The organism is Cobetia sp. PS-4MA, from assembly GCF_057670765.1.
This window is the reverse complement of the sequence record NZ_CM173107.1, coordinates 2839678-2855388: the sequence shown is the minus strand read 5'-3', so window position 1 is coordinate 2855388 and position 15711 is coordinate 2839678. Positions and strand designations below refer to the sequence as shown.

The 15711-nt window shown below is 61.5% G+C and carries 13 protein-coding genes; 8 read left to right on the top strand and 5 right to left on the bottom strand.

Features of this window, described 5'->3' with window-relative positions:
* Positions 1 to 148: 148 nt before the first annotated feature.
* The gene (locus AC26AR_RS12145; protein WP_488107116.1) at positions 149 to 973 is read left to right on the top strand and encodes a hypothetical protein; all 825 of its coding nucleotides are present in this window, start codon (positions 149 to 151) and stop codon (positions 971 to 973) included.
* Positions 974 to 1243: 270 nt separating this feature from the next.
* On the opposite strand, the gene AC26AR_RS12140 is transcribed toward AC26AR_RS12145, so the two are convergent.
* On the bottom strand, positions 1244 to 2992 hold the full coding sequence (locus tag AC26AR_RS12140) for a cobaltochelatase CobT-related protein (RefSeq protein WP_488107115.1): 1749 nt from the start codon (positions 2990 to 2992) through the stop codon (positions 1244 to 1246).
* The gene (locus tag AC26AR_RS12135) at positions 2989 to 4074 is read right to left on the bottom strand and encodes an AAA family ATPase (RefSeq protein ID WP_488107114.1); all 1086 of its coding nucleotides are present in this window, start codon (positions 4072 to 4074) and stop codon (positions 2989 to 2991) included. Before AC26AR_RS12135 ends, AC26AR_RS12140 begins: the two co-directional genes overlap by 4 nt.
* 195 nt (positions 4075 to 4269) lie before the next feature.
* Between AC26AR_RS12135 and thiO the strand changes: the two genes are divergently transcribed.
* From thiO to AC26AR_RS12120, 3 genes are all read left to right on the top strand, one after another.
* Positions 4270 to 5409, top strand: coding sequence for a glycine oxidase ThiO (thiO, locus tag AC26AR_RS12130; RefSeq protein ID WP_488107113.1), 1140 nt, complete (start codon positions 4270 to 4272; stop codon positions 5407 to 5409).
* A 219-nt stretch (positions 5410 to 5628) separates the two neighbouring features.
* On the top strand, positions 5629 to 6015 hold the full coding sequence (locus AC26AR_RS12125; RefSeq protein WP_077374898.1) for a nuclear transport factor 2 family protein: 387 nt from the start codon (positions 5629 to 5631) through the stop codon (positions 6013 to 6015).
* A 105-nt stretch (positions 6016 to 6120) separates the two neighbouring features.
* Positions 6121 to 7584 (top strand): NAD(P)/FAD-dependent oxidoreductase, encoded by a 1464-nt coding sequence (locus AC26AR_RS12120; protein WP_084208080.1) that lies wholly within the window; start codon positions 6121 to 6123, stop codon positions 7582 to 7584.
* Positions 7585 to 7736: 152 nt separating this feature from the next.
* On the opposite strand, the gene pdxR is transcribed toward AC26AR_RS12120, so the two are convergent.
* Positions 7737 to 9239, bottom strand: a complete 1503-nt coding sequence (gene pdxR / locus AC26AR_RS12115; protein WP_136938741.1) for a MocR-like pyridoxine biosynthesis transcription factor PdxR — start codon at positions 9237 to 9239, stop codon at positions 7737 to 7739.
* Positions 9240 to 9690: 451 nt separating this feature from the next.
* On the opposite strand from pdxR, the gene AC26AR_RS12110 reads away from it, so the two are divergent.
* From AC26AR_RS12110 to AC26AR_RS12095, 4 genes are all read left to right on the top strand, one after another.
* Entirely contained in the window at positions 9691 to 10755 is a 1065-nt protein-coding gene (locus AC26AR_RS12110; protein WP_488107112.1) for a TRAP transporter substrate-binding protein, read from the top strand.
* A 118-nt stretch (positions 10756 to 10873) separates the two neighbouring features.
* The gene (locus AC26AR_RS12105; RefSeq protein WP_176503115.1) at positions 10874 to 11440 is read left to right on the top strand and encodes a TRAP transporter small permease; all 567 of its coding nucleotides are present in this window, start codon (positions 10874 to 10876) and stop codon (positions 11438 to 11440) included.
* Positions 11437 to 12780 (top strand): TRAP transporter large permease, encoded by a 1344-nt coding sequence (locus AC26AR_RS12100; protein WP_205632734.1) that lies wholly within the window; start codon positions 11437 to 11439, stop codon positions 12778 to 12780. Before AC26AR_RS12105 ends, AC26AR_RS12100 begins: the two co-directional genes overlap by 4 nt.
* A 48-nt stretch (positions 12781 to 12828) precedes the next feature.
* Positions 12829 to 13305, top strand: a complete 477-nt coding sequence (locus AC26AR_RS12095) for a universal stress protein (RefSeq protein ID WP_136938739.1) — start codon at positions 12829 to 12831, stop codon at positions 13303 to 13305.
* Positions 13306 to 13492: 187 nt separating this feature from the next.
* Here AC26AR_RS12095 and AC26AR_RS12090 read toward each other — a convergent pair whose 3' ends face one another.
* Together AC26AR_RS12090 and AC26AR_RS12085 are read right to left on the bottom strand one after the other, a co-directional pair.
* On the bottom strand, positions 13493 to 14251 hold the full coding sequence (locus AC26AR_RS12090; RefSeq protein WP_084208082.1) for an IclR family transcriptional regulator: 759 nt from the start codon (positions 14249 to 14251) through the stop codon (positions 13493 to 13495).
* A gap of 181 nt (positions 14252 to 14432) precedes the next feature.
* Entirely contained in the window at positions 14433 to 15710 is a 1278-nt protein-coding gene (locus tag AC26AR_RS12085) for a TRAP transporter large permease (protein WP_488107111.1), read from the bottom strand.
* Between the last annotated feature and the right edge of the window lies 1 nt (position 15711).

The window sequence follows — 15711 nt, the reverse complement described above, 5'->3', positions numbered from 1 at the left end:
AAAAAAAGAAGCAGATATCAAATTCGATCAATTACAAACTTTGATTGGATTATATCATCATAAAAAGTCGCCTAAGCCAATAGCTAAAGCGTTAGTAATATGCGGGAGAACCAATGCTTCTAAGGTTTTATCTGTTCATCAGAATCCGATGCATAAATGCAAAGATTTTAAGACAGAGGCAGCAGCATATAAGCTAAACTTATTCATAGATGGGTTTTCTATGAAAAAAGCCTCATTCCTTAAATTCAATCGTAGTGCAGAGCTACATGCATTAGCTCTAGATAGTGATTCAGTAGAGAATCAAATAATTAACTTGTGGATAGCACTTGAGACTATTGTGCCTAGTAGTAATGAAGAGAAGATATCTCAAATAGAAAATATTTCTAATTCAGTAATGCCATTTCTGACAATTGGTTATATTAGTAAAATTGTTAAGCGATTCGTTAAGGATTGTCTGTTGTGGAAAGCAGGATTATTTAAAGAAATAATTAGACATGTCAACGGTGATTCATTTGTCGAGAAGGTCTATAATCTTCTTGCACTTGATGGATACAAAGATGAGAGGGAGCGTTTAGTTGCTTCTTTCGATGATTTTCACTTACTTCATTATAGGTATAATTGTTTGTTAGAGTTGTTTTCGTCACCTACTAAAATCGTGCAAGTTTTAGACTCTCATTCCAGAAGAATTGAGTGGCAAATTAGGCGTATATACCGTGCAAGAAATACGATAGTTCATGATGGCACCACTCCATCATATGCACATATTTTAATAGAGAATATTCATGATTATCTTGATTCTGTTTTAAATACATTAATGGAGTTGGCTTCAAAGGAATTTACCTTAAATACTATTGAAGAAGGGTTTATGTTAGTTAATATGAGGTACTCAGCATATATTAGAGAGCTTAAGAAAAATAATGTTGTTTTTAAAGAGTGTAATGTCAAAGAATTGCTCGTGTCTCGTCAAATTTAGTGACTAGTATTCTATGGCTGTACTTTATTTTTAATTTTAATGCAACATACCGATGCTATACGATGAACGATTTCATCGACGAGGATGTTGTCGAAGGAATTCAAGATCGGTGATCCGCTGGTTGGGGTAGTAGGCGCTGAGGTCCAGCCCGACGCCGAGGCTGAGAATGACCTGGCGGCCGGAGCGAGGCAGTTGGGCAATCACCCGCTCACGCGGGTGATCGAGGAGTGATATGTCGTGGCTGGTAGAGCACCGTGTGCTCGCAGCAGCTCACATCCCCTGATGCCGACACGCCAGCGCCATGTGATGAACAATCTCATCGGCGAGGGCGTTGTCGAGGGTGCGTTCAAGATCGATGATCAGCTGGTGGGGGTAGTAGGCGCTGAGGTCCAGCCCGACGCCGAGGCCGAGGATGGCCTGGCGGCCGGAGCGGGTCTGTTGCGCGACGACCTGCTTGAGGTGGCTGTCGAGGTATTGCTCGTCATTGGCGGTGTTGGTGGCGCTGTCACAGGGGCTGCCATCGGAGATGACGACCAGCAGACGGCGCGCGCCTTCGTCGGCAGCAGTGTTGTCCGCGAGCCGTGAGCAGGCCCATTGCACGGCTTCACCATCCACACCTTCGCGGTAGAGATCGGCCTTGAGCAGGGCGCCGAAGTGGCGCCGCGCACGTCGCCACGCCAGTGAGGCGGGCTTGAAGATCAGATACTGCACTTCATTCAGGCGGCCCGGTCGTGCGGGTTTGCCGGCGCGTCGCCAGTCCTTCAGGGCGCGGCCACCATTCCAGGCGCCAGTGGTGAAGCCGAGCACCTCGGTGGGCACACCGGCCATGTCCAGCGCGCGGGTGAGAATCTCGATCAGCATCGCCACCGCCTCGCCATGCACCTTCATCGAACCGGAGCAGTCGATCAGGAAACTGACCTGCGCACTGGCTTCGGGCACCCAGCGCTCGCGCTGGAAGACCCGCCGCTCGGCCGGCGAGGAAATCACCTGACTCAGCCGCCGCCCATCGATGATTCCTTCCTCCTCCCCGAAGTGCCAGCCCTCACGCTGTGGCGAGCTGAAATGCCGCGCCAGCTGACGTGCCAGGCGCCGCACGTTGATCTTCTGCTCCGCCAGACGCGTATCCAGCGCCTGACGATACTCATCGAGCAGGGCCGCGCGCATGCGCCTGGCCGGTTCCAGCTCGCGGTCATAGGCCGTGGTGAACACCTGATAGGGCAGCAATTCCTCCGGCGCGCCACGCCGATGACTCGGCAGCTGCGATGCCGCCTGCTCCTCGAGCAGACTTGCTTCTTCATCCTCGTTTTCCAGAAACAGCGCGAAGCGTTGTCTGGTATCCAATTCGTCATCTTCCTCGCCGTCCTGCTCCTCCAGCGACTCGGCCAGTTCCTGCTCCAGCCACAGGCTGATGTTCAGCGCGTGCTGCTGATAGGCCGCCTGATCGAAACGCGTGCGTCTCAGCCCCGCCATGTCAGCGCCCAGCGCCTGATAGAAGGAGGCGCGCGTCGTCTCGATGTAATCCTCCGTCTCGTGGATCACCGCGCAGGCCATCAGGCGCGACCAGCACGATTGGATGACGCTGTAGATGAGGATGCCGCTGCTCGTCTCGGTCAGGCCCGCGTGATAGAAGGCCAGGCACCAGTCGGTGAAGCGCCGCGCCAGATTCTCCTTCACGCCGGGCATGTCAGGATCGACCAGTGCCTCGACGCGCAGCTGCTCCAGCAGGTCATAGATCAGGCGGGTTTCCGGCAACGCCGGACGCGCCGCCAGATGCAGCGCCTCGTCGGTGTGGAGCAGGCGCAGCGCGATGGCATCGCTGACCGCGCGATAGTTGTCGAGCGTGCAGTCATCCTCCTCAAGGCGCAGGTGCGGCGTGCGCAGTGGCAGCGTCTGAGCATGCCGACTCAGGCGCCGCCCTCGATAGGCCCAGCCGGCCTGACCGCTGAGTGCCCCGAGACTCGCCGCCGCAAGCTCCTCGAGATACTGCTGACGACGGCGTACCTGCTGGGCCGCACTCATGCCCGGGATCCCTTGTCGCTGTCCTGTTCATCCATCAGATCGCTCTCCATCAGCGCCGCGGATTCCTCAAGCTCCCTGGCGAAGCAGCGCTGATAGAACTCGGCGACCAGCGGACGCTCATGCTCATCGCACTTGTTGAGATAGGAGAGGCGGAAGGCCAGCGCCGGGTTGCGGAAGATCTCGCAGTTCTCCGCCCAGGTGATCACGGTACGCGGCGACATCAGGCTCGACAGATCACCATTGGCGAAGCCCTTGCGGGTGAGGTCCGCCACCGCGACCATCGCGCGAATCAGCGCCTGGCCACGCTCGTTGTCCTTGGCGGGCACGCGGGCCAGCACGATCTTCACTTCCTCATCACGCGGCAGGTAATCCAGCTTGGCGACGATGTTCCAGCGGTCGATCTGCGCATGGTTGAGCAGCTGGGTGCCGTGATAGAGCCCATCCTGATTGCCCAGCCCCACGGTATTGGCGGTGGCGAACAGCCGGAACTGCGGGTGCGGGCGAATCACGCGGTTCTGGTCCAGCAGGGTGAAGTGGCCATCGCGCTCCAGAATGCGCTGGATGACGAACATCACGTCCGGGCGGCCGGCATCGTACTCATCGAAGATCAGCGCGATGGGGCGGGTCAGTGACCAGGGCACGATGCCTTCCTGGAATTCGGTGACCTGCACGCCGTCGCGAATCACGATGGCGTCCTTGCCGACCAGATCCAGTCGGCTGACATGGCCATCGAGATTGACGCGCAGGCACGGCCAGTTGAGGCGCGCGGCGATCTGCTCGATATGGGTCGATTTGCCGGTGCCATGCAGGCCCTGAACCATCACGCGGCGGTTGTTGGTGAAGCCGGCGAGGATGGCGAGGGTGACATCGGGATTGAAGCGATAGGCGTCATCAATTTCCGGCACGTGAGCGTCGCGCTCCAGAAAGACCGGCACCTTGAGATCACTGTCGATGCCGAACAGCTCGCGCACGCCGCGCAGCTCAGTGGGCTGCAACTGGCCGGCGGGCAGGGGCTGCTCGGCATTGGCCTGGTCATTGCGCGGGTCGGCGCTGGCATGATGCATCGTGGTGGCGTCGCTCACGGGGTGTCTCCCTCGTCATTCTTGTCGGTGGCTGCCAGGCAGACCTGTATCGGGGAGGTCGGCAAACCTGTCGCGGAGACGCAGGAAAACCGGGCAGAGGCAATGGCTTGAATATAGCTTTGTTTCTAAAAATAATGCAAATCGTATCGAAATATGAGATTTGTGATTATTCATTCCCCCGCAGGAGCAAGGCAGATGAGCGATACCCTGATCATTGGTGGCGGCGTGATGGGCATGATGATGGCGTGGCAGCTGGCCGAGGCCGGCCAGATGGTCACGCTGCTGGAGCGCGGCCAGTGCGGACGCGAGGCATCGTGGGCCGGTGGCGGCATCGTCTCGCCGCTGTATCCGTGGCGCTATTCGAGCGCCATCTCATCACTGTCACGCTGGTCAGAAGGCGAATACCCCAGGCTTGCCGAGGCGCTCAAGGAGGCCACCGGCATCGACCCCGAATACCGCCAGAAGGGCTTGATCTACCTGCGGGTGGAGGATGAGGCGCTGGCGCTGGACTGGGCGCACACCCAGCACAAGCCGTTGGAGGTGATCGGGCGGGAGGCGCTCTACGCGCGTGAACCGCATCTGGCGGCGGGCCATCAGCAGGCGCTGTGGATGCCGACGCTGGGCAGTATCCGCAATCCGCGCCTCGGACAGGCGCTGCGCGCGCGTCTGCTGGCGCATGTGCGTGTCGAGGTGCGCGAAGGCTGCGAGGTGCAGGAGCTGATGATCGGCGCGGATCACCGCGTCACGGGCGCACGGCTGGTTGATGAGGCCGTCAGTGCAGACAACGTCGTGGTATGTGGCGGTGCCTGGAGCGGCAGGCTGTTGGCCGCGGCCGGTGTACTGCTGCCGGTGCGCCCGGTGAAGGGCCAGATGATGGTGTTCAATCCGGTGGCGGCGGGGCTTTGCCGCGTGGAAGACCCGCTGCTGTCGCGGGTGGTGCTGTGCGATGGCCGCTACGTGATTCCGCGTGCCGATGGGCGGATTCTGATCGGCTCGACCCTGGAGCATCAGGACTTCGACAAGAGCACCACCGCGCAGGCGCGCGAGTCACTGCATGCCAGCGCCGCGAGCATTCTGCCAGCGCTGGGTGAGCTTGAACCGGAGCATCACTGGGCCGGCCTGCGTCCGGGCACGCCGGATGGCACGCCCTTCATCGGCGCGGTGCCGGGGCTTCACGGCCTCTACGTGAATGCGGGCCACTACCGTAACGGCCTGGTGCTGGCGCCGGCTGCCACGCGTCTGCTCAGTGACCTCCTGCTGGGCCGTGAGAGCTTCATGTCGGCTCATGCCTTCACGCCACCGGGAGGTGAGATCGCCACCGCTCTGGCGAGTTGACCCCGCTGTCTCGCGCGGGCTTGCGGGGACGATGGGTCCAGTGGGCACCAGGCACGCCGCAATGGCGTCAACTGGCCCAATCGCTGGCCGCCAACTGGTGCTAAAGGGCAGTGATGGCAGGGGCGTAGTCTCGGGGCATGGCGCAGCGATCGCTGATGCCCTTGCTCAAACGACACGCTCGAACCACAAGCCCAACAACAAGACTGCGGAGCCCGACCCATGACCCACCAAGCCACCATCGAACTGCTGAGTGCCTTCTGCGATGCCCTCAACCGTCACGACATCGACGACTGCCTGTCGATGATGACCGATGACTGCGAATTCCTCGCCATCGCCGGGCCGGAACTCGAAGGCAAGACCTTCGCCGGTCAGGACGCAGTGCGCGCGGGCCTCTCCGCTGCCTGGCAGAACGCGCCGGATGCCCAGTGGATCGACGCGGAAATCTTCGCCGATGGCGAGCGTGGCTTCGTCATCAGCACCTACACCGGCACCACCGCCGATGGCGCGCGCAGCGAAGCGCGCATGATCGATGCCTTCACGCTGCGTGACGGCAAGATCGCGATCAAGAACGCCTTCCGCAAGAATCGTCCGCCCGTCAATGTCTGAGCGCCAGCGGCGCATCGATCAGGGAAACGGTTTCTGAAGCTGTCTTTGCCCCGGGGGCAGCACGTCATGGCGTGCGCGCCCTGCGGGTGAGAGGAGGTGTTCGAGATGGAAACTATCGTGCAGCACGGCGCCCGGCCAGATGAGGTGGGCAGCGAGTCAGAGCAGCGCCCGGCCACTCAGGCTTCTCAGCCGTATGACCCGGCCTATGACCCGCTGGTGAGCGCCACCCCCGGCGAAGGACGCGACTACGCGCCGACCTACTGGGTCGCCACCGCCGGTGAGCCGCCGCAGGATGATGGCCCGGTGATGGGTGATATCGACGCCGATGTGGTGATCGTCGGCTCCGGCTTCACCGGACTCACCGCCGCCATCGTGCTGGCCGAGAAGTACGGCATCAAGGCCACCGTGCTGGAGGCCAATCGGGTCAGCTGGGGCTGCTCGACCCGCAATGGCGGCCAGGCGCAGTGCGCCACCGGTCGCCTCAAGCGCTCGCAGTGGATCGAGCGTTACGGTCTCGAGGCCGCCCATGGCCTGCATCGCGAGTGCGTCGAGGGCATGGAGAATTTCAAGGAACTGATCAAGGACATCGACTGCGATCCGCAGCCGGGCGGTCACCTGTACATCGCCCACCGCGAGCGCATGATGCCGGGGCTGGAGAAGGAGGCGCGCCTGTTGCGCGAGACCTTCCACTACGATGCCCGCATCATCGATGGTGCCACGGTGCGCAACGAGTGGGTCGGGGATGAAGAGGCCTGCGGCGCGATGCACGAGCCGGAAGGTATCGGCGTGCACCCGGGCAAGTTGGCCTTCGGCTATCTGCGCAAGGCGCGACGTCTGGGGGTGAAGGTACACCCGGCAAGCCCGGTGGAGAGCTGGGAGACCCGCGATGGCGTTCACTATCTGAGAACGCCGGGTGGCGTGGTCAAGGCGCGTTCGGTGGGTATGGCTACCGGCGGTTACACCTCCGGCAAGCTGCATCCGGAGCTCGACAAGCGCCTGATGCCGGTGCTCTCCAACTCGCTGGTGACGCGCCCGCTGACGGCGCAGGAAATCGAGGCGACACGCTTTCATACCCACCAGGTGCTCACCGACACTCGCGTGCTGCGCCATTACTACCGCCTGCTGCCGGACAACCGCCTGCAGATCGGCAGTCGCAGTGCCGTGTCAGGCCGTGACGCGCCCAAGGCGCAATACGAGCAGCTGCTGATCGCCGACATGCATCGCAAGTTCCCGGCGCTGACCGGCATCGAGGTCGATTACTCCTGGTGGGGCTGGGTGGATGTCAGTCACGACATGATGCCGCGCATCCATCAGCCGGACCCGAAGCAGAGCGTCTATTACGCCATGGGCTATGGCGGCAACGGCGTGATGTATTCCGCCCAGGCGGGCAAGCGTCTCGCCCAGTGGATCGCCAGGGACGCGGCGGATCTGGTGCTGCCGATCTTCCAGTCACGTCTGCCGTATCCCAATGTGCTCAACAAGGTGGAGTCGCCGCTGTTCGCGCCGTTCCGTCGCACCGGCCAGCGTTGCCTGTATCGCTGGTACGCGATGAAGGATGAGGCGCAGTAAGTCTGCAAGTGCGATTGTCTGCAATTGACATGGTCTGCAAGCGCGATTGCCTGAAGGATAAGAGGCTCCCTGATTGCCACGTCTTGTTGGTCGGTCAGGGAGCCTCTTTTTTAGCTATAGGGTAATCATTCGCCGTTAGTGCCTGTCGAGAATCAGGCGCTCATGTCAGTGACTCTTTCGGGTGCCTGCATCGCCAGTGGTACCAGCTCGGCCAGTTTCATGATGCCGGCTTCGATACGCGATTCCGGAATCGCCGAGAAGCCGAGGCGGAAGTAGTGGCGATGACGATCGCGATCGCAGAAGAAATGCAGATCGCCCACCTCGATCAGAATGCTCTGCTGGCGGGCGAGGGCGGCCAGTCGATGGGCATCCAGGCTGGCCGGCCCGTGCATCCAGAAGCAGGAACCGCCATAGGTGGAGGGCGTGCTCATCATCGGCAGGTGACGCAGGATGGCGTCGCGCATCACCAGGAAGCGGCGCTGCATCACCTGATGCATCTGGTTGAGCAGGCTGTCGTGATAGCCCCGCGCGATGAAGAGTCCCACCGCGCGCTGATTGTTGGTCGGCGGATGGCGCAGCATCAGGCGGCGCAGTGCACGCGCCTCACGAATCAGCGTGGGGTGCGCGACCATGTAGCCCAGGCGCAGGCCGGGGGCGAGGGTCTTGGAGAGGCTGCCGACATAGATGACCCGCTTGTGGCGGTCGAGGCTCTTCAGTGCGGGCGTCGGGTTGTCGGCGTAGTTGCTCTCGCTCTCGTAGTCGTCCTCGATGATCAGGAAATTGCCCGTCTCGGCCATGTCCAGCAGCTGGCGGCGGCGCTCCAGCGGCAAGGTCACGCCGGTGGGTGACTGGTGACTGGGCGAGACGAACACCAGCCGGCAGTCCTTGAGCGATTCCACCGGCTGCAGGCCCTTGCCGTCGATGGGCAGCAGCTGGATGTCGTCCGTGAAGGTACGCGCGATGTTGTACATGTCGACGTAGCCCGGGTTTTCCATCGCGAACCGCTGGCCCTGCTTGAGCAGCAGCATGCAGCTGATCCACAGCGCCTGCTGCGCCCCCACCGTGATCAGGATCTCCTCCGGGCTTGCCCAGACTCCCCGGCGTGGCAACAGCCGCTGGTGAATCTGCTCGACCAGCAACGGGTCATCATGATTGATGTGGTCCACCGACCAGCTGCGAATCGACGGCACGCTCATCGAGTCCCGGCTGCATTCCCGCCAGTGCTGGGTGGGGAAGAATTCCGGGTCCAGCTGGCCATACAGGAAGGGGTAGTCGTACTGGTGCCAGTCGCCGGGTTTCTCGATGGCACGTTGCACGGAGGGCTTGATGGCCAGGCGCTCATCCCAGTCGAGGCTGTCGGCGTCGATGTCATTGAGGCGTACCGGCGTGTCGGCGCGGCCCTTGAGAATGTCGGGGTTGATGAAATAGCCGCTGCGCTGGCGCGCGATCAGGAAGCCGTCATCCAGCAGCTGGTCATAGGCCAGCATCACGGTATTGCGCGCGACATTCAGCTCGCGGGCCAGCTTGCGGCTGGAGGGCAGTGCCTCATCGCGGGGCAGATGGCCCTCGAGAATGGCTTGCGAGATCTGCTCGCGTATCTGGAACTGCAGACTTTCCTTGCGCGAGGCATCGAGGTGAAACAGCGGGTGGCTCATGCATCTTCTCTGTTGTTGTCGCGGGGATCTTCGTGGAAGTCCCCGTTTTTCATGCATTTTTCATACCTGCCTGTCCCGTCATGTCCAGGGCGAGCGGTGAGCTTGATCGCCTCGTCATGCGTCGGGAATGCCCTCATTGAGGCAGACGGCGCGGGGCAGGGCAAGCGCCTGGCGAGACTGGCCCCATCGATGGGAGTGGACTGGTTCTATGGAGGTCTGGCGCAGGGGAAGAAAGTGAAGTGGCAAGCACAGTGACAGCACGACGCGACTTCCCACTCCCTCTCTTGAGGGCTGCAGATGAGTGTGTGATGGACCTCGTGAATGACAGACCGACACTGCTGGAGGTGGGAGGCAGAGAGGGCGTCATTGACGAGTGCCGGTGCAGTGCCACGCTCGCGGTCACACGCAGCCGTCAGGAGCCCGCAACAACAATAACGACGGGACAGACAAGATGATCGACTCGACACAGACCCAATCAGCAGACCTTCGCGACTTCTCTGGCGCCAGCGCGCTCAAGGCGTCATTGGCCGTCGCGGTGACGGCCGCGAGTCTGGCCATGGCCGGGGGCGCCAATGCCGCGACCTGGAAGATGGCCCTGGGGGATGCCGCCGGTGGCACCCAGTACGAGCTGGGCAAGACCTTCGCAAGCCTGGTGGAAGAGAAGTCCGGCGGTGACATCAAGGTTGACCTCTTCCCCAACGGCCAGCTGGGCAGCGAGCAGGACACCGTCAACAACGCCAGCATGGGCCTGGTGGATCTGTCGGTGGTGGCGATCAACAACCTGACGCCCTTCTCGCCGAGCGTCGGCGTGCTGACCCTGCCGTATGTCATCCACGGCCCTGACGATGCCAAGGCGCTGACCCACGGCAAGATCGGCGATGAGCTGCGTGACAATACCCTGCGCGATTCCGGTATCCGCATTCTGGGCTGGGCCTATTCCGGCTGCCGTCGTCTGACCAATTCCAAGCAGGCCGTCGCCTCACCCGAGGACCTGGCCGGCATGGTCATCCGCGTGCCCAAGAACGAGATCATGATCTCCTCCTACCAGTCCTGGGGCGTCAATCCCAACCCGCTGGCGTGGTCCGAGACCTTCACCGCCCTGCAACAGGGTGTCGTCGATGGCCAGGACAATCCCTACATCACCATCGATGCCATGAAGTTCTACGAAGTGCAGAACCATGTCACCGACAGCTGTTACGTGTTCTCGATGGAACCGCTGATCATGGGCGAAGGCACCTTCCAGAGCTTGAGTGAAGAGCAGCAGACGCTGGTACTGGCGGCGGGTGAAGAGGCGACGTCCCACAGCTACGACTACCTGCTGGCCACCGAGGATTCCATCAAGAAATCACTGGTGGAAGAGCACGGCATGACCATCACCCAGCCCGCCAATGACGAAAAGGAATGGATCGCCAAGGCATCCAGCATCTGGCCGGACTTCTACGACAGCATCGGTGGGCGCGACAAGCTGGTGGAAGTGCTCGAGACACTCGGGCGTGATCCGTCCACCGCTCCCTGATGACGCGCTGAGCTGCTGAGGCTTTCAACGGCCCGTCCGCCACTCCCCTGTCTGTCGTCCTGCGAAGGGCGCCAGACAGGGGGTGGCGAACGCCATCGATGTCAGGAGACGTATCTGCATGCGGATATTTCTGAAGTGTCTGGACAATCTCGAGAATTATCTCTGCCAGTGCCTGCTGGTGGTGTTCGTCATCATTCTCTTTGCGCAGATCATGCTGCGTAACCTTTTCAGCTACTCGATTCCCTGGGGAGACGAGCTGGCGACCTATGCCTTCGTGTGGTTTGCCTATCTCGGGGCGGTCTATGCCACCCGCATGTCGGCGCACAACCGCGTGACCTTCCAGTTCCGTTTTCTGCCGCGCTGGGTGGAAACCGCCTGTGGCGTGCTCACCGATATCATCTGGATCGCCTTCAATGCGGTGTTCATCTATTACAGCTACGACTTCGTGTTCAACAAGATGAACCTGTTCTGGAAGTCGCAGACGATGGGCGTGCCGATGAAGTACTTCTATCTGATTCTGCCGCTGGCCTTTACCGCCATGACGGTGCGCATTCTCCAGACCAACTATCTCAAGTTCGTGCGCAAGGAAGACATCGTGGACCCGGATTCCCAGGCAATGCAGGAGCTGAAGCAGACAGGCCCATCCGTCAATGATGACGACAAGCGCGGGAGCGGGACACCATGATCGATTCCACCATCATCTATATCCTGTTTGGCGTCTTCTTCCTGCTGCTGGTGCTTGGCGCACCGATCACCGTCTCGCTGGGGGTCGCGGCACTGGCGACCTACCTGAGCATCGGCGAGAACCCGATGGCCTTCGTGCAGATCGCCTTTACCTCGGTGGGCGCCTTCCCGCTGATGGCATTGCCGGCCTTCATTCTGGCCGGGGCGCTGATGGAGGCCGCCGGCATCTCGCGGCGTCTTGTCGATATCGCCGAGGCCTTTGCCGGCCCGGTGACCGGGGGGCTTGCCGCCGCCACGGTGTTTGCCTGCATGTTCTTCGGCGCGATTTCCGGCTCCGGACCTGCCACCACGGCGGCGGTCGGCATGCTGATGATTCCGGCGATGGCCAAGCGCGGCTATGACCGGGGATATGCCTCGGCGGTCACGGCGTCTTCCGGTGGACTGGGCGTGGTGATTCCGCCCTCGATCCCGATGGTGATCTTCGGGATTTCCGGCATGGGGCTGCAGCCACCTCCCGAAGCGGTGGCGCTGCATGGCGATTTCCAGACACTCTCCATCCCGAAGCTGTTCATCGCGGGTGTCATGCCCGGCGTGGTGATCGCCGGCTTCCTGCTGATGATCAACTACGTGATCTCGAAGAAACGCGGCTATCGCGGGCTGACCAACAGCTGGTCGTGGACACATATCCGCGCCACCTTGAGGAAGGGGATCTGGTCGATGCTGGCGCCCTTCATCATCCTCGGCGGCATCTACAGCGGCCTGTTCACGCCGACCGAATCCGCCATCGTCGCCATCGTCTACACCCTGATCGTCGGCATCTTCCTGCACAAGGAACTCAAGTGGAAGCCGACGCTGCGCACTCTGGAAACCACCACCTGGATCACCGGTCGCGTGCTGCTGATCCTGTTCACGGCGACGGTGTTCGGGCGGCTGCTGGTCGAGCAACGCGTGCCGGCCCATATCGCCGAGGGCATGCTGGCGATGACCGACAACCTCTATCTCATCTGGGCGATGATCATCGTCTTCCTGCTGTTCGTCGGCATGTTCATGGAGACGCTGGCCGCGATCATGATTCTCACCCCGGTGCTGCTGCCGATCATGTACATGCTGGGGATGGACCCGGTGCACGTGGGCATCGTGGTGGTCTGTGCGCTGGCCATCGGCTTCCAGACGCCACCGCTGGGGGAGAACCTCTTCGTGGCCTCGGGGATAGGCGGGGCCTCCATCGAGGAGATTTCGCTCAAGGCATTGCCCTTTGCGGCAGGGTCGGTGGCGGCCATCTTCCTGATCGCCTATGTGCCTGAGATCTCGCTGTGGCTACCCAGGGTGATGGGTTACTGAAAGGCCATCGGCACCTGATGCCTCTCATCAACGGCAAGGAGAGTGGATATGCCGGCAGTCAGACGAATCCTGTGTTGTGTGGGCCTGCGCGGAGACTGTGAGCGGGTACTGGCGCGCTCGGTATGGTTGGCGGGCGCGACGGGCGCCGAGCTGCATGTGCTGCATGCGGTGAAGGCGCTGTCGGATGACGTGATGAACACCCTCAAGGTCAACATCCGTCACAAGCCGACGCTGGAGGGCCTGATGCAGCAACGGCTCGATCAGGCGAGGGAGAACCTTGAAAAGATGATGGAGGACTTCTGGAGCACCCATGACGACGGCGATCCACGTCCGGTGATCGCCGGGTTGAATGTGGTGGAGGGCTATCCGGCCTCGGAGATCATCCGCTACGCCACGCGCCATGACTGCGACATGATCATCATGGCCACCAACAAGCGCGGCTTCGTGGCCTCCTATGCGGGCAAGGTCACCAAGGGGGTGATCAAGCGCGCCAGCATTCCGGTGGTGGTGGTACCGACGCCCTGAGCCCAGGGGGAGAGACGCCCCTAAAGAGACGCCCCGAAAGAGACGCCTTGGAAACAGGCGGAGGCAGCAAGACGGCATATGAAACAGCTCGCCCCCACAGGACAGTGACTGTCTGCGGGGGCGAGCTGTTTGGGTGTCATGCAACTCGAGCGATGTCTTTCAGGCGATGCAGCGGGGAAGCCACGGGCTAGAGCGTGCCTTCCAGTTCAGTGGCGATCTGGCGCATCAGCGGTGCCCACTCCAGCAAGGACTCGATGGAGTGGCGCAGGCGCGGTGCATGGATCGCCAGGGTGGCCTGGATCTGGCCGACCTCATCGAAGACCGGCACGGCAATCGCCACCATGCCCTGGATGAACTCCTCGTCGTCGGTGCTCAGCTGATTGCGCACCACGGTGTCGAGTGCCTCTTCCAGCGTAGCCCGCGAGGTCAGCGTGCAGGGTGTATGGGCCTCGAGCGCGAGACTCTGCAGCAGCGCGCGGCGACGGTGCAGCGGCATCAGTGCCAGAAACAGCTTGCCGCTCGCGGTGCAGTGCAAGGGCAGGTGCGAGCCGGGGGCCAGCTGGATACGCACCGGCCAGTTGGTTTCCACGCGGTCGTAGTACATCACCTCGTGGCCATCCAGCAGGGTCAGGTTGCAGGTCTCGCCGACCTTCCCGGCCAGCTTTTCCAGCAGCACGCGGCGCGGCGCCTTGAGGCCCTCATTGGCCAGTGCGCCCAGCGACATGCGCCGGAAACGCTGGCCGGGCAACAGGTGACGGCCATCCAGATCCCGGCTGATCAGCTGCTGTTCTTCCAGCTGCTTGAGCAGACGGTGCACGGTGGGCTTGGGAATCTCGAAGCGCTTCTCGAGATCCGCGGCGCTGATGGGGTGCTGAGCGGTGACGACCTCTTCCAGCAGGCCCAGCGCGCGAAAGAGCGTCGAATTCGTGGGAGTGTCCTTGCTCATCTAGTGTCCTCATCCTGCCTGTCGGTGCATGTCGCGGAAGGTCTCAAGGGACATGTCGGCCGTCAGGTGCAGGTCGGCAGGGCGTCAGTGCATCGATTCATCACGTCAACCGGGAACGGGGGTGTCCGCAGCGGCAATGAGACGAAGACAGCCCCTCGCGGGGCTGTCGATGAGGCTAGTGTTACAGGTTTACCAGGAACAGGGAAAGAGACGGAATCAGACAGATGGCCAGCCAGCAGGCCATCAGGGCGATGAAGTAGGGAATCACGAACTTCACCAGTCTGACGTAGGAGATGCCGGTGATGCTGCTGGCGACATACAGATTGAGCCCGAAGGGGGGCGTGACGAAGCCGATGGCCGCACCGACCAGGAAGATGACCGAGAAGTGGATCGGGTCCACGCCGGCCTGCTGGGCGATGGGGGCGAGAATCGGCGCCAGGATGATGGTCACCGGCAGGCTTTCCAGAATCATGCCGGCCAGCAGGATGATCAGCATGCAGGTGCCAAGCGTCAGATAGTAGTTGTCGATACCGCTGAGCATGTCGCTGAGCGCCTGACCGGCCCCCAGTACCGACAGCAGCTGCTGCATGACCACCGAGATGGCGATCAGCGGTGCCAGCATGCCGGCTATCTGGCCTGAGCGCAGCATGATGGTCGGCAGCTTCTTCAGGCTGATTTCCCGTGTGATCAGCAGTCCCGCGATCATGGTGAAGCCCACGGTGATGGCGGCGGCTTCCGTCGGCGAGAACTTGCCCGAGTAGATGCCGTAGACCACCACGCCGATGGTCGCGAAGCCCAGATAGGCCTTGCGTGCCAGCCTCGCGCTGACGCCCGCCTTGAAGGGTTGCAGCTGGCCCCAGCCATTTCGGCGGGCCACCAGATAGCAGGCGACCATCATCGCGATGACCATCAGGGCGCCCGGCACCATGCCGGCGATGAACAGGTCGCTGATCGACAGATTCATCATGAAGCCGTAGACGATGAAGATGATGCTGGGCGGAATGATGATGCCCACGGTCCCGCCGGAGGCGGCCGTGGCGGCCGCGAAGCGCTCGTCATAGCCGTTCTTGACCATCTCGGGCTGCATGATCGAGCCGATGGTGGCGGTGGTGCCGGCGTTGGAGCCGGAAATCGCCGCGAACAGGCCACAGGCGCCGAGGGTCGACATGCCCATGCCGCCGCGCATCCAGCTCAGGGTCGAGTAGGCGAAGTCGGAGAGTCGCTTGGCGATCCCCGCCGCGTTGATCAGGTCCCCCGTGAGGATGAACAGCGGCAGCGCCAGCAGGCCGAAGAAGCTCAGGCCCTGGAAGAGGGTGACCCCGACATTGGCCAGCGTGAAGTCGATCACCAGACTGGTGCCGACCACCCACAGGCCGATGACGAGGAAGATGGGCACTCCCAGCAGGAAGAAGGCCGTCACGCCCGCCGTGATCAGGGAGATCCAGATGCTGTCAGTCATG

Coding starts and splice junctions, on each gene's coding strand:
- AC26AR_RS12125 (WP_077374898.1), top strand. CDS start 5,629: ATGACCCACCAAGCCACCATCGAACTGCTGAGTGCCTTCTGCGATGCC.
- AC26AR_RS12100 (WP_205632734.1), top strand. CDS start 11,437: ATGATCGATTCCACCATCATCTATATCCTGTTTGGCGTCTTCTTCCTG.
- AC26AR_RS12105 (WP_176503115.1), top strand. CDS start 10,874: ATGCGGATATTTCTGAAGTGTCTGGACAATCTCGAGAATTATCTCTGC.
- AC26AR_RS12145 (WP_488107116.1), top strand. CDS start 149: ATGCATAAATGCAAAGATTTTAAGACAGAGGCAGCAGCATATAAGCTA.
- AC26AR_RS12120 (WP_084208080.1), top strand. CDS start 6,121: ATGGAAACTATCGTGCAGCACGGCGCCCGGCCAGATGAGGTGGGCAGC.
- pdxR (WP_136938741.1), bottom strand. CDS start 9,239: ATGAGCCACCCGCTGTTTCACCTCGATGCCTCGCGCAAGGAAAGTCTG.
- thiO (WP_488107113.1), top strand. CDS start 4,270: ATGAGCGATACCCTGATCATTGGTGGCGGCGTGATGGGCATGATGATG.
- AC26AR_RS12085 (WP_488107111.1), bottom strand. CDS start 15,710: ATGACTGACAGCATCTGGATCTCCCTGATCACGGCGGGCGTGACGGCC.
- AC26AR_RS12090 (WP_084208082.1), bottom strand. CDS start 14,251: ATGAGCAAGGACACTCCCACGAATTCGACGCTCTTTCGCGCGCTGGGC.
- AC26AR_RS12140 (WP_488107115.1), bottom strand. CDS start 2,992: ATGAGTGCGGCCCAGCAGGTACGCCGTCGTCAGCAGTATCTCGAGGAG.
- AC26AR_RS12110 (WP_488107112.1), top strand. CDS start 9,691: ATGATCGACTCGACACAGACCCAATCAGCAGACCTTCGCGACTTCTCT.
- AC26AR_RS12095 (WP_136938739.1), top strand. CDS start 12,829: ATGCCGGCAGTCAGACGAATCCTGTGTTGTGTGGGCCTGCGCGGAGAC.